The organism is Curtobacterium sp. BRD11 (genome assembly GCF_031844345.1).
In the GTDB taxonomy this organism is placed as follows: Bacteria; Actinomycetota; Actinomycetes; order Actinomycetales; family Microbacteriaceae; genus Curtobacterium.
Genome location: NZ_JAUZUZ010000006.1, coordinates 1 through 17,324, shown reverse-complemented (window position 1 = coordinate 17,324; position 17,324 = coordinate 1). Strand labels below are relative to the sequence as shown.

The following is a 17,324-nucleotide window of genomic DNA, read 5'->3' as shown; positions in this document are numbered from 1 at the left end:
GGCCGACACCGCGCCTCCCGTCCGTCACGTGGTGACGACGACCGTCGTCGTCAGTTGACGGGGCCCGTGTACTTCTCGCCCGGCCCCTTGCCCGGCGCGTCCGGGATGCTCGACGCCTCGCGGAACGCGAGCTGGACCGAGCGCAGTCCGTCGCGGAGCGGACGGGCGTGGTGGTCGCCGATCTCGGTGGCCGCTGCCGTCACGAGCCCGGCGAGGGCCGTGATGAGCTTCCGCGCCTCGTCGAGGTCGGTCTGCTCCTGCGGGTCGTCGGCGAGCCCCACCTTCACGGCGGCTGCGCTGAGCAGGTGCACGGCGACGGTGTTGATGAGCTCGACCGCGGGCACCTCGGCGATGTCGCGGGCCTCGCCGCCGGCTGCGGTCTCGTCCTGCGTGACCTGCGGGGTGTCGTTCTCGGGGGTGTCGGGCACGGTGCTCCTCTGCTAGACTCATCGGCGGCAGATGCTGCCCGTGTGCCCAGATCGTCTCCACAGGAGTCGGACCGAGCCCCGGACGGCGTCGTAGAAGAGGAGTCTCTCCCACCCGCGGCCGTGCACCACAGGCTACCGGGTCCCAACCGCTCCGTCGGGTCAGCAGTGCGATCGTCAGACCGCACCGCGTCCCGGCAGGCCAGCCCCGCGGGGCCGGTGTCGGGCGGCTGCCGAACGGGTTCCGATCCGTGCGTCAGATCTCCTCTCTCGTGCCGTCGTCCAGCGCAGCAGCGCCGGACGGCCACCACTTGATTGAAGGAGCTCCGCATCACCGATCCCCGCACCAACGACCGAATCCGCGTTCCCGAGGTCCGACTCGTCGGCCCCCAGGGTGAGCAGGTCGGCGTTGTCCCGATCGCCATGGCTCTGCGTCTCGCGCAGGAAGCCGAACTGGATCTGGTCGAGGTCGCCCCGAACTCGAAGCCGCCCGTGGCCAAGATCATGGACTACGGCAAGTTCAAGTACGAGGCAGCGCAGAAGGCCAAGGAAGCGCGCCGCAACCAGGTGAACACCGACCTCAAGGAGGTCCGGTTCCGCCTGAAGATCGACGTGCACGACTACGAGACCAAGCGCAAGCGCGCCGAGGGCTTCCTCCTCGGCGGCGACAAGGTGAAGGCGATGATCCTCTTCCGTGGGCGCGAGCAGTCGCGTCCGGAGCAGGGTGTCCGTCTCCTCCAGAAGTTCGCCGAGGAGATCGCCGAGTTCGGCGTCGTCGAGTCGCGTCCGACCCAGGACGGCCGCAACATGACGATGATCATCGCCCCCCTCAAGAACAAGTCCGACGTCAAGGGCGAGCAGAACGCGAAGCGTGCTGCGCAGAAGGCCGAGCGTCGTGCGTCGGAGCACGCGGCGAAGGGCAAGGAGGCCGACGAGGCCACCGAGTCCGCGCCGGCCGAGGCTCCCGCCGAATAGGTCCTCCCCGGACCACCCCGCGACGACGCGGCTCCCCACCCACCCCACGGAAAGGCACCACGATGCCCAAGCAGAAGACCCACTCCGGGTCGAAGAAGCGCTTCAAGGTCACCGGCAGCGGCAAGATCATGAAGCAGCAGGCCGGTATGCGTCACAACCTCGAGGTCAAGAGCGCCAAGCGCAAGGCCCGCCTCAACGAGGACCAGGTCCTCGCGAAGGCCGACGCCAAGAACGTCAAGAAGCTTCTCGGCCACTGAGCCGGCGGAACGTAAAGGAACAGATCAATGGCACGTGTCAAGAGAGCGGTCAACGCCGCCAAGAAGCGTCGCGTCATCCTCGAGCGCGCCGAGGGCTACCGCGGCCAGCGTTCGCGCCTGTACCGCAAGGCGAAGGAGCAGGTCACCCACTCCCTCGTCTACGCGTACCGTGACCGTCACGCGAAGAAGGGCGAGTTCCGTCGCCTGTGGATCCAGCGCATCAACGCCGCGTCGCGTGCGAACGGCCTGACCTACAACCGCCTCATCCAGGGCCTCTCCCTGGCCGGCGTCGAGGTCGACCGTCGCATCCTCGCGGACCTCGCGGTGAACAACCCCGAGACGTTCGCGGCGCTCGTCGAGACCGCCAAGAAGGCCCTGCCGGCCGACACCTCGGCCCCCAAGGCCGCGTAGTCACGCCAGCTCCCGAAGCCCCCGTTCCGTCCACGGAGCGGGGGCTTCGTGCATGCTGCGACACTTGACGCGTGAGCGATCTCCTCGAGAACCCGAAGTCCGGACGCGTCAAGGCCGTCGCGGCACTCGCCAAGAAGGACGTCCGTGCCGACACCGGACTCTTCCTGCTCGAGGGCCCGCAGGCCGTGCGCGAGGCGATCGAGTACCGCCCGGAGCTGCTCCGCGAGCTCTACGTGACGCCGACCGCCGCCGCACGGTACGGGCTCGACGACGCACCGGTCGACACGTGGTTCGTCACCGAGCAGGTGCTCGACACGATGGCGGACACCGTCACGCCGCAGGGGGTCGTCGCGGTGTGCCAGCAGTTCCCGACGTCGGTGAAGGACGTCTTCCCGGACGCCGGACCCGGCCTGGAGGCGCAGGGCGCGTCCGCCACGGACGGCACGCTGCCCGGGCTGGTCGCGATCCTCGAGCAGGTCCGGGACCCGGGGAACGCCGGCACGATCATCCGCGCCGCCGACGCGGCGGGCGCCGACGCGGTCGTGCTGACCGGTCGTTCGGTCGACCCCTACAACCCGAAGGTGGTGCGGTCCACCACGGGCTCGCTGTTCCACGTGCCGGTCTCGGTGGGCGTGACGCTCGCCGACGCCGTCGCACGCGCGAAGGCCCTCGGGTACACGGTCCTCGCGGCCGACGTCTCCGGCGACGACCTGCCGGACGTCCGGGCCGACGGCATGCTCGACGGGCCGACCGCGTGGGTCTTCGGCAACGAGGCCCGGGGGCTCACGGCGGAGGACCTGGCGCTCGTCGACCGGGCCGTGAAGGTTCCGATCTACGGTCGGGCCGAGTCGATGAACCTGGCGACGGCCGCGTCGGTGTGCCTGTACGAGTCGGCGTTCGCGCAGCGGGTGGCGTCCTCCTCCACAGCGCGCTGACCCGTCCTGCTCCGGCACCGTCCGTCCAGTGCAGGACGGCGGTATCCCGGGGGCCGGTAGGCTTGGGCCTCGTGTCAGAACACCTCGAGATCAGCGAAGCGGCCGTCGCCGACGCGGTCGACCGGGCCCTCGCCGCGGTCCGCGCGACGACGACCGTGGCCGAGCTGAAGCAGGCCAGGGCGGAGCACACCGGCGAGCAGTCGACGCTCGCGCGGATGAACGCGTCGATGCGCAGCGTGCCGAAGGAGCAGAAGGCCGAGGCCGGCAAGCTCGTCGGCCAGGCACGCGGCCGGGTCAACGCGGCGGTCGCCGAGCAGGAGTCCGTCCTCGCAGAGGCCGAGGAACGCGCCCGGCTCGAGTCCGAGCGCGTCGACGTCACCGCCCTGCCGGTCCGCCGGGCACCGGGCTCCCGCCACCCGCTCTCGGTCCTCAACGAGACCGTCGCCGACATCTTCGTCGGCATGGGGTGGGAGGTGGCGGAGGGCCCCGAGCTCGAGCACGAGTGGTTCAACTTCGACGCGCTGAACTTCGACCCGGACCACCCCGCACGGGCGATGGCCGACACGATCTTCGTCGAGCCGGTCGACCGGCACCTGGTCATGCGCACGCACACCTCCCCGGTGCAGGTGCGCTCCCTGCTGTCCCGGGAGCTGCCGCTCTACGTGATCGCCCCGGGACGCGTGTACCGCGCGGACGAGCTCGACGCCACGCACCTGCCGGTCTTCACCCAGGTCGAGGGCATCGCGATCGACAAGGGCCTGACGATGGCGCACCTCCGCGGCACGCTCGAGCACTTCGCGCGCCAGGTCTTCGGCGCCGGGGCGCAGATCCGCCTGCGTCCGAACTACTTCCCGTTCACCGAGCCCAGCGCCGAGATGGACGTCTGGCAGCCGAACGCCAAGGGCGGCGCGCGGTGGGTCGAGTGGGGCGGCTGCGGCATGGTGAACCCCAACGTCCTGCGTGCGGCCGGCATCGACCCGGACGAGTACCAGGGCTTCGCGTTCGGGATGGGCATCGAGCGGACCCTGCAGTTCCGCAACGGCCTGAACGACATGCGTGACTTCCTCGAGGGCGACATCCGCTTCTCGCAGCAGTTCGGAACGGTGGTCTGATGCGCGTCCCACTCCGTTGGCTCGGCGAGTCCGTCGACCTGCCCGACGACGTCTCCCTCGAGCACGTCCACGCGGCCCTCGTGTCGGTGGGCTTCGAGGAAGAGGACGTCCACACCTACGACCTCACCGGCCCGATCGTCGTCGGCCGCGTGCTCGAGCGCGAGCCCGAGCCGCAGAAGAACGGCAAGACGATCAACTGGTGCCAGGTCGACGTGGGCGAGTCCGAGCCCCGCGGCATCGTCTGCGGTGCGCACAACTTCGACGTGGGCGACCTCGTCGTCGTGACGCTGCCCGGCGCCGTGCTGCCCGGGCCGTTCCCGATCGCCGCGCGCAAGACGTACGGCCACGTGTCCGACGGCATGATCGCCTCGGCCCGTGAGCTCGGCCTCGGCGACGAGCACGACGGCATCCTGCGCTTCGCCGACCTCGGCATGGACCCCGAGGTCGGGGCCGACGCGATCGCGCTGCTCGGCCTCGACGACGCCGCGGTCGAGATCAACGTGACGCCGGACCGCGGGTACGTGATGAGCATGCGCGGCGTCGCCCGCGAGTACGCGCACGCCACCGGTGCCGGCTTCCGCGACCCGGCGGCGCGTGTGACGCCCCGCTCGGGCGAGGGGTTCCGCGTCACGATCGACGACCAGGCCCCGGTCCGCGGCCGTGTCGGCGCGCACACCTTCGTCACCCGCGTCGTCCGTGGCATCGACCCGACCCGGGCGACCCCGGCGTGGATGGTCTCCCGCCTGGCGCTGGCCGGCGTCCGCTCGATCTCGCTGCCCGTCGACATCACGAACTACGTCATGTTCGAGCTCGGCCAGCCCCTGCACGGCTACGACCTGGCGAAGGTCCGCGGTGGCCTCGGCGTGCGTCGCGCGGCGGTGGGGGAGACCCTCGTCACCCTCGACGACACGACCCGCACGCTCGACCCCGAGGACCTCGTCATCACCGACGACGACGGCCCCGTCGGCCTCGCCGGTGTGATGGGCGGTGCACGCACCGAGATCTCGGACACGACGACCGACGTGCTGATCGAGGCCGCCGGCTTCGACCAGGTATCGATCGCCCGGACGGCCCGCCGGCACAAGCTGCCGAGCGAGGCCTCGAAGCGCTTCGAACGCGGGGTCGACCCGCTCGTGGCCGAGGCCGCTGCGAACCGTGCCGTCGAGCTCCTCGTCGAGCTCGCGGGCGGCACGGCGGACACCCTCGGCTCCACGCTCGTCGACGCCGAGCCCCGCCCGACGATCACGATGCGGGCGTCGCGGCCGGCCGACCTCGTCGGTGTCGAGTACACCGACGCCGAGGTCATCGACACGCTGCGCGCCATCGGTGCGACGGTGGACGTCGACGGCGAGGTGCTCGTCGTCACGCCGCCGTCCTGGCGACCGGACCTGACCGACGACACCACCCTGGTCGAGGAAGTGGCCCGCATCGTCGGCTACGACCGCATCCCGAGCGTGCTGCCGATCGCCCCGCCCGGACGCGGTCTGACCCGGCACCAGCAGGCCCGTCGGCGCGTGTCCGCCGCCCTCGCAGCGGACGGCCTCGTCGAGGTCGTCACCGCTCCGTTCGTCTCGCAGACCACGCAGGACGCCTACCCGGGCATCGACGGCGACGGTGGTCCGAGCGTCGTGCTCGCGAACGCGCTGGACAGCGAGCAGTCACTGCTCCGTCGCAGCGGGCTCCCCGCGCTCGTCGACGCCGCCCGCCGCAACGTGTCCCGCGGCCTCGTCGACGTCGCCCTGTACGAGACCTCGCGCGTGTTCCTGCCGACGACGGACGTGCAGCTCGGCACCGACGCCGTGCCCGCCGGCGCCGAGCGGCCCGACCCCGACACCCTCGGTGTGCTCGACGCGTCGCTCCCGCCGCAGCCGTTCCACGTCTCGGCGTTGCTGACCGGCAACCGCGTCGTGAAGCAGCCCGGCGTGCAGCCGGAGCCCTACGGCATCGCGGACGCGCTCGACGTCGCCCGGGCCGTCGCCTGGGCGGTCGGTGTGGAGCTCCGGGTCGCACAGACGAGCCACCCGTCCCTGCACCCGGGGCGTGCGGCCGCGCTGCTCGTCGGTGACACCGTCGTCGGTGTCGCCGGTGAGCTGCTGCCCGTCCTCACCGAGGCCGCGGTGCTGCCGCGCGTCGTCGCCGTCGTCGAGCTCGACCTCGACGCCCTGGTCGCCGCGGCACCGGAGCTCGTGTCGGTGGCGCCGATCGTGTCCTACCCGGCGGCGACGCAGGACCTCTCCCTCGTGGTCGCGGTCGACGTCCCGGCGGGTGACGTGCTGGACGTCGTCCGCTCTGGCGCCGGAGAGCTGCTGGAGTATGCTCGGCTCGTGGACGACTACCGGGGCACGGGCGTGGACGAGGGACAGAAGTCCCTGACGTTCGCGCTGCGCTTCCGCGCCACGGACCGCACGCTGACCGCTGCCGAGGCCTCCGAGGCCCGTGACGGCGCCGTCCGACGTGCCGGCGAGCGATTCGGGGCGACCCTGCGCGACTGATCCACCGGATCAGCACCGCCCGGGGCCGCCGCCTCCGACTCTCTCGACGACCAGTCCGACCAAAGGTGGAACCCATGTCCGTATCCGTCGCCGTGGCGGGAGCCTCCGGCTACGCGGGCGGAGAGCTCCTGCGCGTGCTCGCCGCCCACCCAGAGTTCGACGTCAGGACGGTGACGGCCTTCTCGAACGCGGGGCAGCCGCTCATCGCGACGCAGCCGCACCTGCGGTCGCTGGCACACCTGACGCTGGTCGAGACGACGGCGGCGAACCTGCGCGGACACGACGTGGTGTTCCTCGCGCTGCCGCACGGGCAGTCCGGGGCGATCACCGCCGAGCTCGACGAGGACACCCTCGTCGTCGACTGCGGCGCGGACCACCGGCTCGCGGACCCGGCTGCGTGGGACGCGTTCTACGGCGGCGAGCACCACGGCGCGTGGACCTACGGCCTGCCGGAGCTGCTGCACGCCGCGCCGGCGCCCGGGACGGCGGAGGAGTGGCGGGACGTCGACGACATCGCGGGCCTCGGGCGGCAGCGCACCGAGCTCGCGGCGACGAAGCGGATCGCGGTGCCGGGCTGCAACGTCACGGCGGTGACGCTCGGGATCCAGCCGGGTGTCCAGGCCGGGCTCGTCGAGACGGACGACCTCGTCGCAGTGCTGAGCGTCGGGCCGAGCGGTGCCGGCAAGAAGCTCGCGACGACCTACCTCGCCTCGGAGATCATGGGCTCCGCGAGCGCCTACGCGGTCGGCGGCACCCACCGGCACATCCCGGAGATCCAGCAGAACCTCGTGACAGCGGGGGCCGGTGACGTCCGTATCTCGTTCACGCCCGTGCTCGTGCCGATGTCGCGCGGCATCCTCGCGACGACGACCGCCAGGCTCTCGCCGGGTGTCAGCGCGCGCGACGTCCGGATCGCCTGGGAACAGGCCTACGCCGACGAGCCCTTCGTGCACCTGCTCCCGGAGGGCGAGTTCCCGCGCACCGCGGACACCGTCGGCGCGAACACCGCGCTCGTCGGCATCGCCGTGGACGAGGCCGCGGGCCGGGTGGTCGCCGTGAGCGCCCTCGACAACCTGGCCAAGGGCACCGCCGGCGCGGCCGTGCAGTCGGCCAACATCGCCCTGGGCTTCCCCGAGACCCTCGGCCTCAGCGTGGACGGAGTCGCACCGTGACCGACGAGACCTCGACGGACCAGCCCGACACGGGCCTCCAGGGCGTGACCGCCGCTGCGGGCTTCCGCGCGGCCGGCGTCACCGCCGGACTCAAGACGAGCGGGAAGCCCGACGTCGCCCTCGTGGTGAACGACGGCCCCGACGCGGCCGCGGCCGCCGTGTTCACCAGCAACCGCGCCCAGGCGCACCCGGTGATCTGGTCGCGCCAGGTCGTCGGCGACGGTGTCGCCCGGGCCGTGGTGCTCAACTCCGGCGGCGCGAACTGCTTCACCGGACCCTTCGGCTTCCAGACCACGCACATGACGGCGGAGGCGGTGGGTGCCGCGCTCGGCATCGGTGCCGGCGACGTCGTCGTCTGCTCGACGGGCCTGATCGGCCGAGGTGACCAGACGTTCCGTGACGGCGTGCTGCGCGGTGTCGACCTGGCCAGCGCCGCGCTGGCGGCCGACGGCGGCCCCGACGCTGCGGTCGCGATCATGACCACGGACACGACGCCGAAGCAGTCCGTCGTGACCGAGGACGGCTGGACGGTCGGCGGCATGGCCAAGGGCGCCGGCATGCTGGCCCCCGGGCTCGCGACGATGCTCGTCGTCATCACGACCGACGCCGTGCAGACCGCGGAGCAGCTCGACCAGGCGCTCCGCGCGGCGACCCGCGTGACCTTCGACCGCGTCGACTCGGACGGCTGCATGTCGACCAACGACACCGTCGTGCTGCTGTCCTCCGGTGCGAGCGGGGTGACCCCCGAGGTCGGCGACTTCCAGGAGGCACTGACCGCGGTGTGCGCGGACCTCGCCCGGCAGCTCCAGCAGGACGCCGAGGGCGCGAGCCACGACATCACGATCGAGGTCACCGGCGCGGTGTCCGAGGACGAGGCCGTCACGGTGGGGCGCAGTGTCGCCCGGAACAACCTGTTCAAGGCCGCGGTCTTCGGCAACGACCCGAACTGGGGCCGCGTGCTGGCGGCGATCGGGACCACCGACGCCGAGTTCGACCCGTACGCGGTCGACGTCAGCATGAACGGCGTCCGCGTCTGCCACGCCGGCGCCCCGGACCGGCCGATCGACGAGGTCGACCTGACGCCGCGCGACACCCACGTCCTGATCGAGCTCGGGGTCGGCGTGCATGCGGCAACGATCCTGACGAACGACCTGACGCACGACTACGTCCACGAGAACAGCGCGTACTCCAGCTGATGAGCGACGACCTGACCAAGGAAGAAGAGCACGAGCTCGCCGCCGTCAAGGCCGCGACGCTCATCGAGTCCCTGCCGTGGCTGAAGCGGTTCTCGGGCAAGACCGTCGTCGTGAAGTTCGGCGGCAACGCCATGGTGAACGACGACCTCAAGCGGGCGTTCGCCGAGGACATGGTCTACCTGCGCTACGCGGGACTCCACCCGGTCGTGGTGCACGGCGGTGGGCCGCAGATCTCGGCGGCGCTGAAGGAACAGGGCATCGCGTCCGAGTTCCGCGGTGGCTACCGCGTGACGACGACCGAGGCGATCACGGTCGTCCGCGACGTGCTCGCCGGCGAGGTCAACCGCGAGATCGTCGACCTCGTCAACGAGCACGGTGACGGTCTGGCCGTCGGCGTCTCCGGCGACGGCGGCTCGCTGTTCACCGGTGAGAAGAAGGGCGTCGTCGTCGACGGCGAGTACTTCGACCTCGGCCACGTCGGCGACATCACGCACGTCGACCCGTCCGGCGTCCTCGCGGCGATCGAGGCCGGACGCATCCCGATCGTGTCGAGCATCGCGATCGACGACGCCCACCCGGACCAGGCGCTGAACGTCAACGCCGACGCCGCGGCCGGTGCGCTGGCCATCGCGCTCGGTGCCGCCAAGCTCATGATGCTGACGGACGTCCCCGGCCTCTACCGCAACTGGCCGGACCGCGACTCGATCATCGACCTGATCGCGGTCGACGAGCTCCGGGCGCTGCTGCCGAGCCTCGAGTCGGGGATGATCCCGAAGATGACCGCGTGCCTCGACGCCGTGGTCGGCGGGGTCGGCGGCGCGACGATCATCGACGGGCGGATCCCGCACTCGATCCTGCTCGAGGTCTTCACCCTGCGCGGTGCGGGCACCGAGGTGATCCCGGACCCGAGCCGTCGCACCGAGAACCAGAACACCCACGCCGAGGTCGGCCGACGGGTGCCCGAGTCCGCGGCGGACCCGGGCCGACACGCGGCGATCGACGCCACCGTCACCGACACCACCGTCACCGACACCGACACGACGCAGAAGGGGAACGAGCAGTGAGCACCGAGACGCACACCCAGACCTGGAACGACCGGTTCGGGGCGTCGCTCATGCGATCCCTGACCCCGCCGAAGATCATGCTCGACCACGGTCAGGGCTGCCGCGTGTGGGACGTCGACGGCAACGAGTACCTCGACTTCCTGGCCGGCATCGCGGTGAACTCCCTCGGCCACGCCCACCCGGCCCTCGTCGAGGCCGTCGCCGACCAGGCGGCGAAGCTCGTGCACGTCTCGAACTACTTCGCGACGCCGCCGCAGCTCGAGCTCGCCGAGCGCCTCAAGCGCATCACCGGTGCGGGGGACGCCGGCCGCGTGTACTTCGGCAACTCCGGTGCCGAGGCGAACGAGGCCGCGTTCAAGCTCGCGCGGCTGAACAAGGGTGCGGACGGTCGCAAGACCCGGATCCTCGCGCTGAAGCAGGGCTTCCACGGCCGGACGATGGGTGCGCTCGCGCTCACCGGCAAGCCCGCGCTGCAGGAGGACTTCCTGCCGATGATCGCCGGCGTCGAGCACATCGACTCGACGGTCGAGGCGCTCGAGGCGGCCGTTGACGACACCGTCGCCGCGCTCATCCTCGAGCCGATCAAGGGCGAGGCCGGCGTGGTCGACCTGCCCGAGGGCTTCCTGCAGGCCGCGCGTCGCCTGACCGAGGAGCACGGCGCGCTGTTCATCCTCGACGAGATCCAGACCGGGGTCGGCCGCACCGGCAACTGGTTCACCTTCCAGGGCCACGGGTTCACGCCGGACGCCGTCACGATCGCGAAGGGCATCGCCGGTGGGTTCCCGATCGGCGCCCTCGTGACCTTCGGCTGGGCGTCCGAGCTGTTCTCGGCCGGCCAGCACGGCTCGACCTTCGGCGGCAACCCGCTCGGCACCCGCGTCGCGAACGCGGTGCTCGAGGAGATCGAGCGCGCCGACCTGGTGGCCGGCGCGGTCACCAAGGGCGAGCGCATCCGTGCCGGCATCGCGGCCCTCGGTTCGCCGCTGGTGCAGGAGGTCCGGGGCACGGGCCTGCTCGTCGGCGTCGGCCTGACCGCGCCCGTCGGCCCCGCCGTCAACGCCGCCGCCCTCGAGCGCGGCCTCATCATCAACGCCCCGAACGAGTCGAGCCTGCGCATCGCGCCGCCGCTCATCGTGTCCGACGCCGAGATCGACGAGTTCGTGTCGATCCTCGGCCAGAGCCTCGCGGCCGTCGCCGCCGAGCAGGAGACCTCCGCATGACCCGCCACTTCCTCCGTGACGACGACCTGACCCAGGCCGAGCAGTCCGCGATCCTCGACCTCGCCGCCCAGATGAAGGGTGACCGCTGGGGCGAGAAGCCCCTCGCCGGGCCGCAGACCGTCGCGGTGATCTTCGACAAGTCGTCCACCCGCACCCGGGTGTCCTTCCACGTCGGGATCTCCGACCTCGGCGGCAGCCCGCTCGTGATCACGACGGCGAACAGCCAGCTCGGCGGCAAGGAGACCCCGTCGGACACCGCCCGCGTGCTCGAGCGCATGGTGTCGGCGATCGTCTGGCGCACCTACGCCCAGTCCGGACTCGAGGAGATGGCGGCGGGCACCCGCGTCCCGGTCGTCAACGCCCTGTCGGACGACTTCCACCCGTGCCAGCTCCTCGCCGACCTGCTCACGATCCGCGAGCACCGCGGCACCCTCGCCGGGCAGACCGTGGCGTTCATCGGCGACGGCGCGAGCAACATGGCGCAGTCGTACCTGCTCGCGGGAGCGACCGCGGGCATGCACGTCCGCGTCGCCGCTCCGGCGGCGTTCAGCCCGGACGCCACGGTCGTCGCCGACGCGGAGCGTCGTGCGGCCGAGACCGGTGGCTCCGTCCTGGTCGTCACCGACCCGGTGGCGGCGGTCGCCGGCGCCGACGTCGTGGTCACCGACACGTGGGTGTCGATGGGCAAGGAGGACGAGAAGCAGTCCCGACTCGACACCTTCGCGGGCTACCGGGTGGACGACGAGCTGATGGGGCACGCCGCCGCCGACGCCGTGTTCCTGCACTGCCTGCCGGCGGACCGCGGGTTCGAGGTGACCGCCGAGGTCATCGACGGGCCGCGCAGCATCATCTGGGACGAGGCGGAGAACCGGCTGCACGCGCAGAAGGCCCTGCTCGCCTGGCTCCTGGCCGCGAACGCGACCGGCAGCCCGGCCGCCTGACCCCGCTCGACTGGAGTCCCGTGACCGATCGCATCGTCGTCGCCTGCTCCGCCGGGGTGGACCCGGCGGCAGCCGTCGAGCACTTCGCCGTCGACCACGAGGTCCTGGCCCTGGTGGTCGACCTCGGCGGTCGGTCCCGCGAGGTCGACGCCGTGCGGGACCGGATGCGGGCCGCCGGTGCGGTGGACGCCGTGGTGGTCGACGCGAAGACCGAGTACGCCGACCGGTACGTCGTCGCGGCGGTCCGGGCGAACGCCGGCGGCCCGGGTCGCCCGCTCGTCCCGGCGCTGCGGCTGCCGATCGTCGCCGACCACCTGGTCCGCACGGCCCGGCAGCTCGGCGCGGTCGCCGTCGCGCACCTCACGAGCGCCCCGGACGAGGTCGCCCTCACGACCACGATCGCCGGCCACGATCCCGACCTCCGGGTCCTCCCGGTGCCGACGGCCGTCGTGCCGGCCGGCGGTACCGAGCACGACGTGTGGGGCCGTGTCGTCACCGAGCCGGACCTCGAGGACCCGTGGGCCGCGGTCGAACCTGCGGACTGGGCGCGGACGGCGGACGTCTCCGCGCAGCCGGACACCGAGCCCGACGAGGTCACCGTGACCTTCGAGCACGGCGTCCCGGTCGCCCTCGACGGGCAGCGCTTCCCGGTCCTCCGGCTGCTGCGCGAGCTCGACGCCCTCGCCGGCCGTCACGGGGTCGGTCGGCACGACCTGGTCGTCGACCTGCTCGACGGCCGCAAGGCCCGGCGTGTGGCGGAGACACCGGGTGCGACGGCGCTCGTGGCCGCGCACCAGGACCTCGAACGGATCACCCTCGAACGCGAGGTCCTGCGCTGCAAGCAGGGCGTGGACCGCGAGTGGGCGGAGCTGGTCGACGAGGGTCGCTGGGCGAGCGGACTCCGTCGCGCGCTCGACGCCTTCATCGAGGAGACGCAGCGGCACGTCTCCGGTGACGTCCGGCTCCGGTTGCACGGCGGGGTCGCGAGCGTCACCGGGCGCCGGTCGGAGCAGAGCCTCTTCGACTTCGAGCTGGCCGGGGCACCGGCCACCGGCAGCGTGTCGTTCGCGAGCGCCCGGGCCCGACCGACGCGGACGGCCACGCGGCGCGACCGCGCGAACTGACGCCCCACCGGCACCACGCAGCACCGCCCCCACCAGCACCACGCAGTACCACCCCCCGAAGCACCGCCCACGAACCGAGCACGACCGACCCGTACCCCCAGGCAGGACGACATGACCGACGCGACGCAGCCCAGCAAGACCGACGCCACGAACACGGGCGCCCTCTGGGGTGGCCGCTTCGCCGACGGCCCCAGCGCCGAACTCGCCGCGCTGTCCCGGTCGACGCACTTCGACTGGCAGCTGGCCCCCTACGACATCGCCGGGTCCCGCGCCCACGCCCGTGCCCTGCACACCGCCGGCTACCTGACCGAGGACGAGCTCGGGCGCATGACCGCCGGCCTCGACCGCCTCGAGACCGCCCACGCCGACGGCTCCCTGCAGCCGGACGACGGCGACGAGGACGTCCACGGCGCCCTCGAGCGCCTGCTCATCGCCGACCTCGGCCCGGAACTCGGCGGCAAGCTCCGCGCCGGCCGGAGCCGCAACGACCAGATCGCGACCCTGGGCCGCATGCACATGCTCGACCACGGCCGGCGGATCGGGCGCCTCGTCATCGACCTCGTCGACGCGATCTCGCAGCAGGCGAGCGAGCACCCGGCGGCGATCATGCCCGGCCGCACGCACCTGCAGCACGCCCAGCCGGTGCTCCTCGCCCACCACCTGCTCGCGCACGCGTGGCCGCTCGTCCGGGATCTCGAGCGGCTCCGCGACTGGGCCGACCGTGCGAGTGTCAGCCCGTACGGGGCCGGCGCCCTCGCGGGCAGCTCGCTCGGTCTCGACCCGACGGCGATCGCGCACGAACTCGGCTTCGCCCGCCCCGCCGACAACTCGATCGACGCCACGGCAGCCCGCGACGTCGTCGCCGAGTTCGCGTTCGTCCTCGCACAGGTGGGCATCGACGTGTCCCGTCTGGCCGAGGAGATCATCCTCTGGAACACGAAGGAGTTCGGTTTCGTCCGGCTGCACGACGCCTTCTCGACCGGGTCGAGCATCATGCCGCAGAAGAAGAACCCCGACATCGCCGAGCTCGCGCGCGGCAAGTCGGGTCGGCTCGTCGGCAACCTCACCGGCCTCCTCACGACCTTGAAGGGCCTGCCGCTCGCGTACAACCGCGACCTGCAGGAGGACAAGGAGCCGGTCTTCGACTCGGTCGCCCAGCTCGAGGTGCTGCTGCCGGCCTTCACCGGCATGGTCGCCACGCTCGCCTTCGACACGGAGCGGATGGCCGAGCTCGCGCCGCAGGGCTTCTCGCTCGCGACCGACGTCGCGGAGTGGCTGGTCCGGCAGGGCGTGCCCTTCCGCGACGCGCACGAGATCTCGGGGGCGCTGGTCCGGTACTGCGAGGAGCGCGGGATCGAGCTCGACGAGCCCGGCGACGACGAGTACCGCGCCGTGTCCGCGCACCTCACGCCCGAGGTGCGCGGCGTCCTGACCATCGAGGGCAGCGTCGCGTCGCGCGCCGGTGTCGGCGGGACGGCGCCGGAGCGCGTCGCCGAGCAGCTCGCCGCCCTGACCCGTCGCGTCCACGACCTGGCCGAGGGCGCGCCCTTCACCCGATGAGCGACGCGCTCCTCGCGCTCCTGGCCGAGCCGGCTCCGGTGTGCGCGCCGGCGCTGCTCGGCGCGACGATCACCGGGCGTGGTGTGACACTGCGCATCACCGAGGTCGAGGCCTACTGGGGCCCGACCGACCCGGGGTCGCACGGCCATCGCGGCCCGACACCGCGCAACCGGCACCTCTTCGGGCCGCCGGGCACGCTCTACGCGTACCGCTCGTACGGCATCCACACCTGCGTGAACGTGGTGAGCGGCCCGGAGGGCACGTCGTCCGGCTCGCTCCTGCGCGCCGCCGAGGTCGTCGACGGCATCGAGGTCGCCCGGGCTCGCCGCGGTCCGTCGGTCGCCGACGTCGCCCTGGCCCGCGGTCCGGGCAACCTCGGGCAGGCGCTCGGTGCCGTGCTCGGCGAGGACGACGGCACGTCGCTCCTCGACGGCTCGGGACCGTTCCGGCTCGTGCTCGCACCCGGTCTGGAGGCGCGGCTCGCCTCCGCCGACCCGGCGGACGTGGTCGCGGAGCTGCTCGCCGAGACGGTGGCCGGCCCCGCGAGGACGGCTCCGGTCCGGCGAATCTCGCGCGGACCGCGCACCGGCGTCGCCGGTGTCGCCGGCGGCGCGTCCTTCCCGTGGCGCTCCTGGCGCACCGGTGACCCGACGGTGTCGCCGTACCGACGGCACCGGCGCGCGGTCGACTGACGGGGCCGCGCCGATCCTCCCGGCCGTCGCCCGGTGGCTACGATGGTCGGGTGTCCAGCGCAACCGATCCCGATGTCCTGACACGCCAGCAGAACGACCCCACCTTCGCCTCGGTGTGGGACGAACTGCGCTGGCGCGGTCTGGTGCACGTCTCCACCGACGAGACGGCACTCCAGGAGGCCCTCGACGGCGGGACCGTCACGTACTACTGCGGTTTCGACCCGACCGCACCCTCGCTGCACTGCGGCAACCTGCTGCAGCTGCTCACCATGCGCCGGCTGCAGCTCGCCGGGCACCGGCCGCTGGCGCTCGTCGGTGGGTCGACCGGCCTGATCGGCGACCCGCGTCCCACCGCGGAACGCACGCTGAACACCCCGGAGACGGTCGCCGAGTGGGTGAGCCGACTGCAGGCGCAGGTGTCCCGGTTCCTCAGCCCCGACGGCGAGAACGGCGTGCGGCTCGTCAACAACCTCGACTGGACGGCACCGCTGTCCGCGATCGACTTCCTGCGCGACATCGGCAAGTACTTCCGCGTGAACGCCATGCTGAAGAAGGACGCCGTCGCCGCACGCCTGAACTCCGACGCGGGCATCAGCTACACCGAGTTCAGCTACCAGATCCTGCAGGGACTGGACTACCGCGAGCTCTACCGGCAGTACGGCTGCACGCTGCAGACCGGCGGTTCGGACCAGTGGGGCAACCTGACCTCCGGCACCGACCTGATCCGTCGCACCGAGGGGGTGTCCGTGCACGCGCTCGGCACCCCGCTCATCACGAACTCGGACGGCACGAAGTTCGGCAAGAGCGAGGGCAACGCGATCTGGCTCGACGCCGAGATGACCTCGCCGTACGCCTTCTACCAGTTCTGGCTCAACACGGCGGACGCCGACGTGGTCGCCCGGCTGCGCGAGTTCACGTTCCTCGATCGTGCGGAGATCGGTCGACTCGAGCAGGCGGTCGCCGACGAGCCGTTCCGGCGCGAGGCACAGCGGACCCTGGCGTTCGAGGTCACGTCGCTGGTGCACGGAGCGGCGGCGACCCGGGCGACGATCGACGCCTCGGCGGCGCTGTTCGGCAACGGCGACCTGGCCGCGCTCGACGAGGCGACGCTGCGTGCCGCGGTCGCCGAGCTCCCCGGCACGGTGTCGCTGCCGGGCGAGGCCGACGTCGCTCGCGCGCTCGTCGACACCGGACTCGTGAAGTCGCTCGGCGAAGCGCGCCGGGCGGTCGACCAGGGAGGCGTGTACGTGAACAACCTCCGCGCCGACGACGCGACCGCGCAGCTCGCGAGCCTCGCGCTGCCCGGCGGAGTCGTGGTGCTCCGACGCGGCAAGAAGACCCTGGCGGGCGTCACGCTCGGCTGATCGATCCACCCTCGGTGCACCCGGTGCCCGGTCTCCCGACGGAGACCGGGCACCGCTGCATCCGGAGGAGTTGCACAGTGCGACACGCCCGGGAGTGGGGCGCGGTTGGCGCTCCCGCCCAGCGCTGCGTAGAGTTCTTACTCGTCACCCCAAAGGTGCGGCGGAGCGGCTGGAGCGAGAGCCCAGAGCCTGCCGTCCTCAAGCGGGACCATCCTCCACCGAAGTTCAGATCAAGCCTTGTGCTCGATCGCTTCGACGCTTAGGATGACTACTCCACCGGCCCTCTCCCTCGGGATGAGCCACAGGACCTCGGTCCGACGCGATGCCGGTGGTACCAAGAACACAATGCCCCTCTGGCGGAGCTCCTTCGAGGAGTCGAGTGGG

The 17,324-nt window shown here is 72.1% G+C and carries 16 protein-coding genes; 15 read left to right on the top strand and 1 reads right to left on the bottom strand.

Annotated elements, in window-relative coordinates:
- Positions 1 to 50: 50 nt before the first annotated feature.
- Entirely contained in the window at positions 51 to 353 is a 303-nt protein-coding gene (locus Q9R28_RS13315; RefSeq protein WP_066658711.1) for a DUF1844 domain-containing protein, read from the bottom strand.
- Positions 354 to 740: 387 nt separating this feature from the next.
- On the opposite strand from Q9R28_RS13315, the gene infC reads away from it, so the two are divergent.
- From infC to tyrS, 15 genes are all read left to right on the top strand, one after another.
- The gene (infC, locus tag Q9R28_RS13310; protein ID WP_081985092.1) at positions 741 to 1,400 is read left to right on the top strand and encodes a translation initiation factor IF-3; all 660 of its coding nucleotides are present in this window, start codon (positions 741 to 743) and stop codon (positions 1,398 to 1,400) included.
- A gap of 62 nt (positions 1,401 to 1,462) precedes the next feature.
- Positions 1,463 to 1,657: a 50S ribosomal protein L35 gene (gene rpmI / locus Q9R28_RS13305; RefSeq protein WP_022903519.1), complete on the top strand. Its 195-nt coding sequence runs from the start codon at positions 1,463 to 1,465 to the stop codon at positions 1,655 to 1,657.
- A gap of 27 nt (positions 1,658 to 1,684) precedes the next feature.
- The gene (gene rplT / locus Q9R28_RS13300) at positions 1,685 to 2,068 is read left to right on the top strand and encodes a 50S ribosomal protein L20 (RefSeq protein ID WP_066656427.1); all 384 of its coding nucleotides are present in this window, start codon (positions 1,685 to 1,687) and stop codon (positions 2,066 to 2,068) included.
- 71 nt (positions 2,069 to 2,139) lie between these two features.
- The gene (locus tag Q9R28_RS13295; protein WP_209685486.1) at positions 2,140 to 3,003 is read left to right on the top strand and encodes an RNA methyltransferase; all 864 of its coding nucleotides are present in this window, start codon (positions 2,140 to 2,142) and stop codon (positions 3,001 to 3,003) included.
- 71 nt (positions 3,004 to 3,074) lie between these two features.
- Positions 3,075 to 4,115, top strand: coding sequence for a phenylalanine--tRNA ligase subunit alpha (gene pheS, locus Q9R28_RS13290; protein ID WP_311206330.1), 1,041 nt, complete (start codon positions 3,075 to 3,077; stop codon positions 4,113 to 4,115).
- A complete protein-coding gene (pheT, locus tag Q9R28_RS13285; protein WP_311206329.1) occupies positions 4,115 to 6,607 on the top strand; it encodes a phenylalanine--tRNA ligase subunit beta in 2,493 nt (830 codons plus the stop codon). The genes pheS and pheT overlap by 1 nt, the downstream gene beginning before the upstream one ends.
- A gap of 74 nt (positions 6,608 to 6,681) precedes the next feature.
- Complete coding sequence (locus Q9R28_RS13280) at positions 6,682 to 7,779, top strand: NAGSA dehydrogenase family protein (protein WP_311206328.1); 1,098 nt, start codon at positions 6,682 to 6,684, stop codon at positions 7,777 to 7,779.
- Positions 7,776 to 8,975: a bifunctional glutamate N-acetyltransferase/amino-acid acetyltransferase ArgJ gene (gene argJ / locus Q9R28_RS13275; RefSeq protein WP_209685492.1), complete on the top strand. Its 1,200-nt coding sequence runs from the start codon at positions 7,776 to 7,778 to the stop codon at positions 8,973 to 8,975. The genes Q9R28_RS13280 and argJ overlap by 4 nt, the downstream gene beginning before the upstream one ends.
- Positions 8,975 to 10,039 (top strand): acetylglutamate kinase, encoded by a 1,065-nt coding sequence (gene argB / locus Q9R28_RS13270; protein ID WP_311206327.1) that lies wholly within the window; start codon positions 8,975 to 8,977, stop codon positions 10,037 to 10,039. The genes argJ and argB overlap by 1 nt, the downstream gene beginning before the upstream one ends.
- Positions 10,036 to 11,259, top strand: a complete 1,224-nt coding sequence (locus Q9R28_RS13265) for an acetylornithine transaminase (protein ID WP_066656412.1) — start codon at positions 10,036 to 10,038, stop codon at positions 11,257 to 11,259. Before argB ends, Q9R28_RS13265 begins: the two co-directional genes overlap by 4 nt.
- The gene (gene argF, locus Q9R28_RS13260) at positions 11,256 to 12,200 is read left to right on the top strand and encodes an ornithine carbamoyltransferase (RefSeq protein ID WP_311206326.1); all 945 of its coding nucleotides are present in this window, start codon (positions 11,256 to 11,258) and stop codon (positions 12,198 to 12,200) included. The genes Q9R28_RS13265 and argF overlap by 4 nt, the downstream gene beginning before the upstream one ends.
- Before the next feature lie 20 nt (positions 12,201 to 12,220).
- Positions 12,221 to 13,324, top strand: a complete 1,104-nt coding sequence (locus Q9R28_RS13255) for an argininosuccinate synthase domain-containing protein (protein ID WP_311206325.1) — start codon at positions 12,221 to 12,223, stop codon at positions 13,322 to 13,324.
- Between the two features lie 111 nt (positions 13,325 to 13,435).
- Positions 13,436 to 14,884 carry an argininosuccinate lyase gene (gene argH, locus Q9R28_RS13250; RefSeq protein WP_066656404.1) on the top strand — a complete coding sequence of 483 codons (1,449 nt, stop codon included), beginning with the start codon at positions 13,436 to 13,438 and terminating at the stop codon, positions 14,882 to 14,884.
- A complete protein-coding gene (locus Q9R28_RS13245; protein WP_311206324.1) occupies positions 14,881 to 15,576 on the top strand; it encodes a DNA-3-methyladenine glycosylase in 696 nt (231 codons plus the stop codon). The genes argH and Q9R28_RS13245 overlap by 4 nt, the downstream gene beginning before the upstream one ends.
- Positions 15,577 to 15,626: 50 nt before the next feature.
- Entirely contained in the window at positions 15,627 to 16,940 is a 1,314-nt protein-coding gene (gene tyrS, locus Q9R28_RS13240; protein WP_311206323.1) for a tyrosine--tRNA ligase, read from the top strand.
- Positions 16,941 to 17,324: the final 384 nt, after the last annotated feature.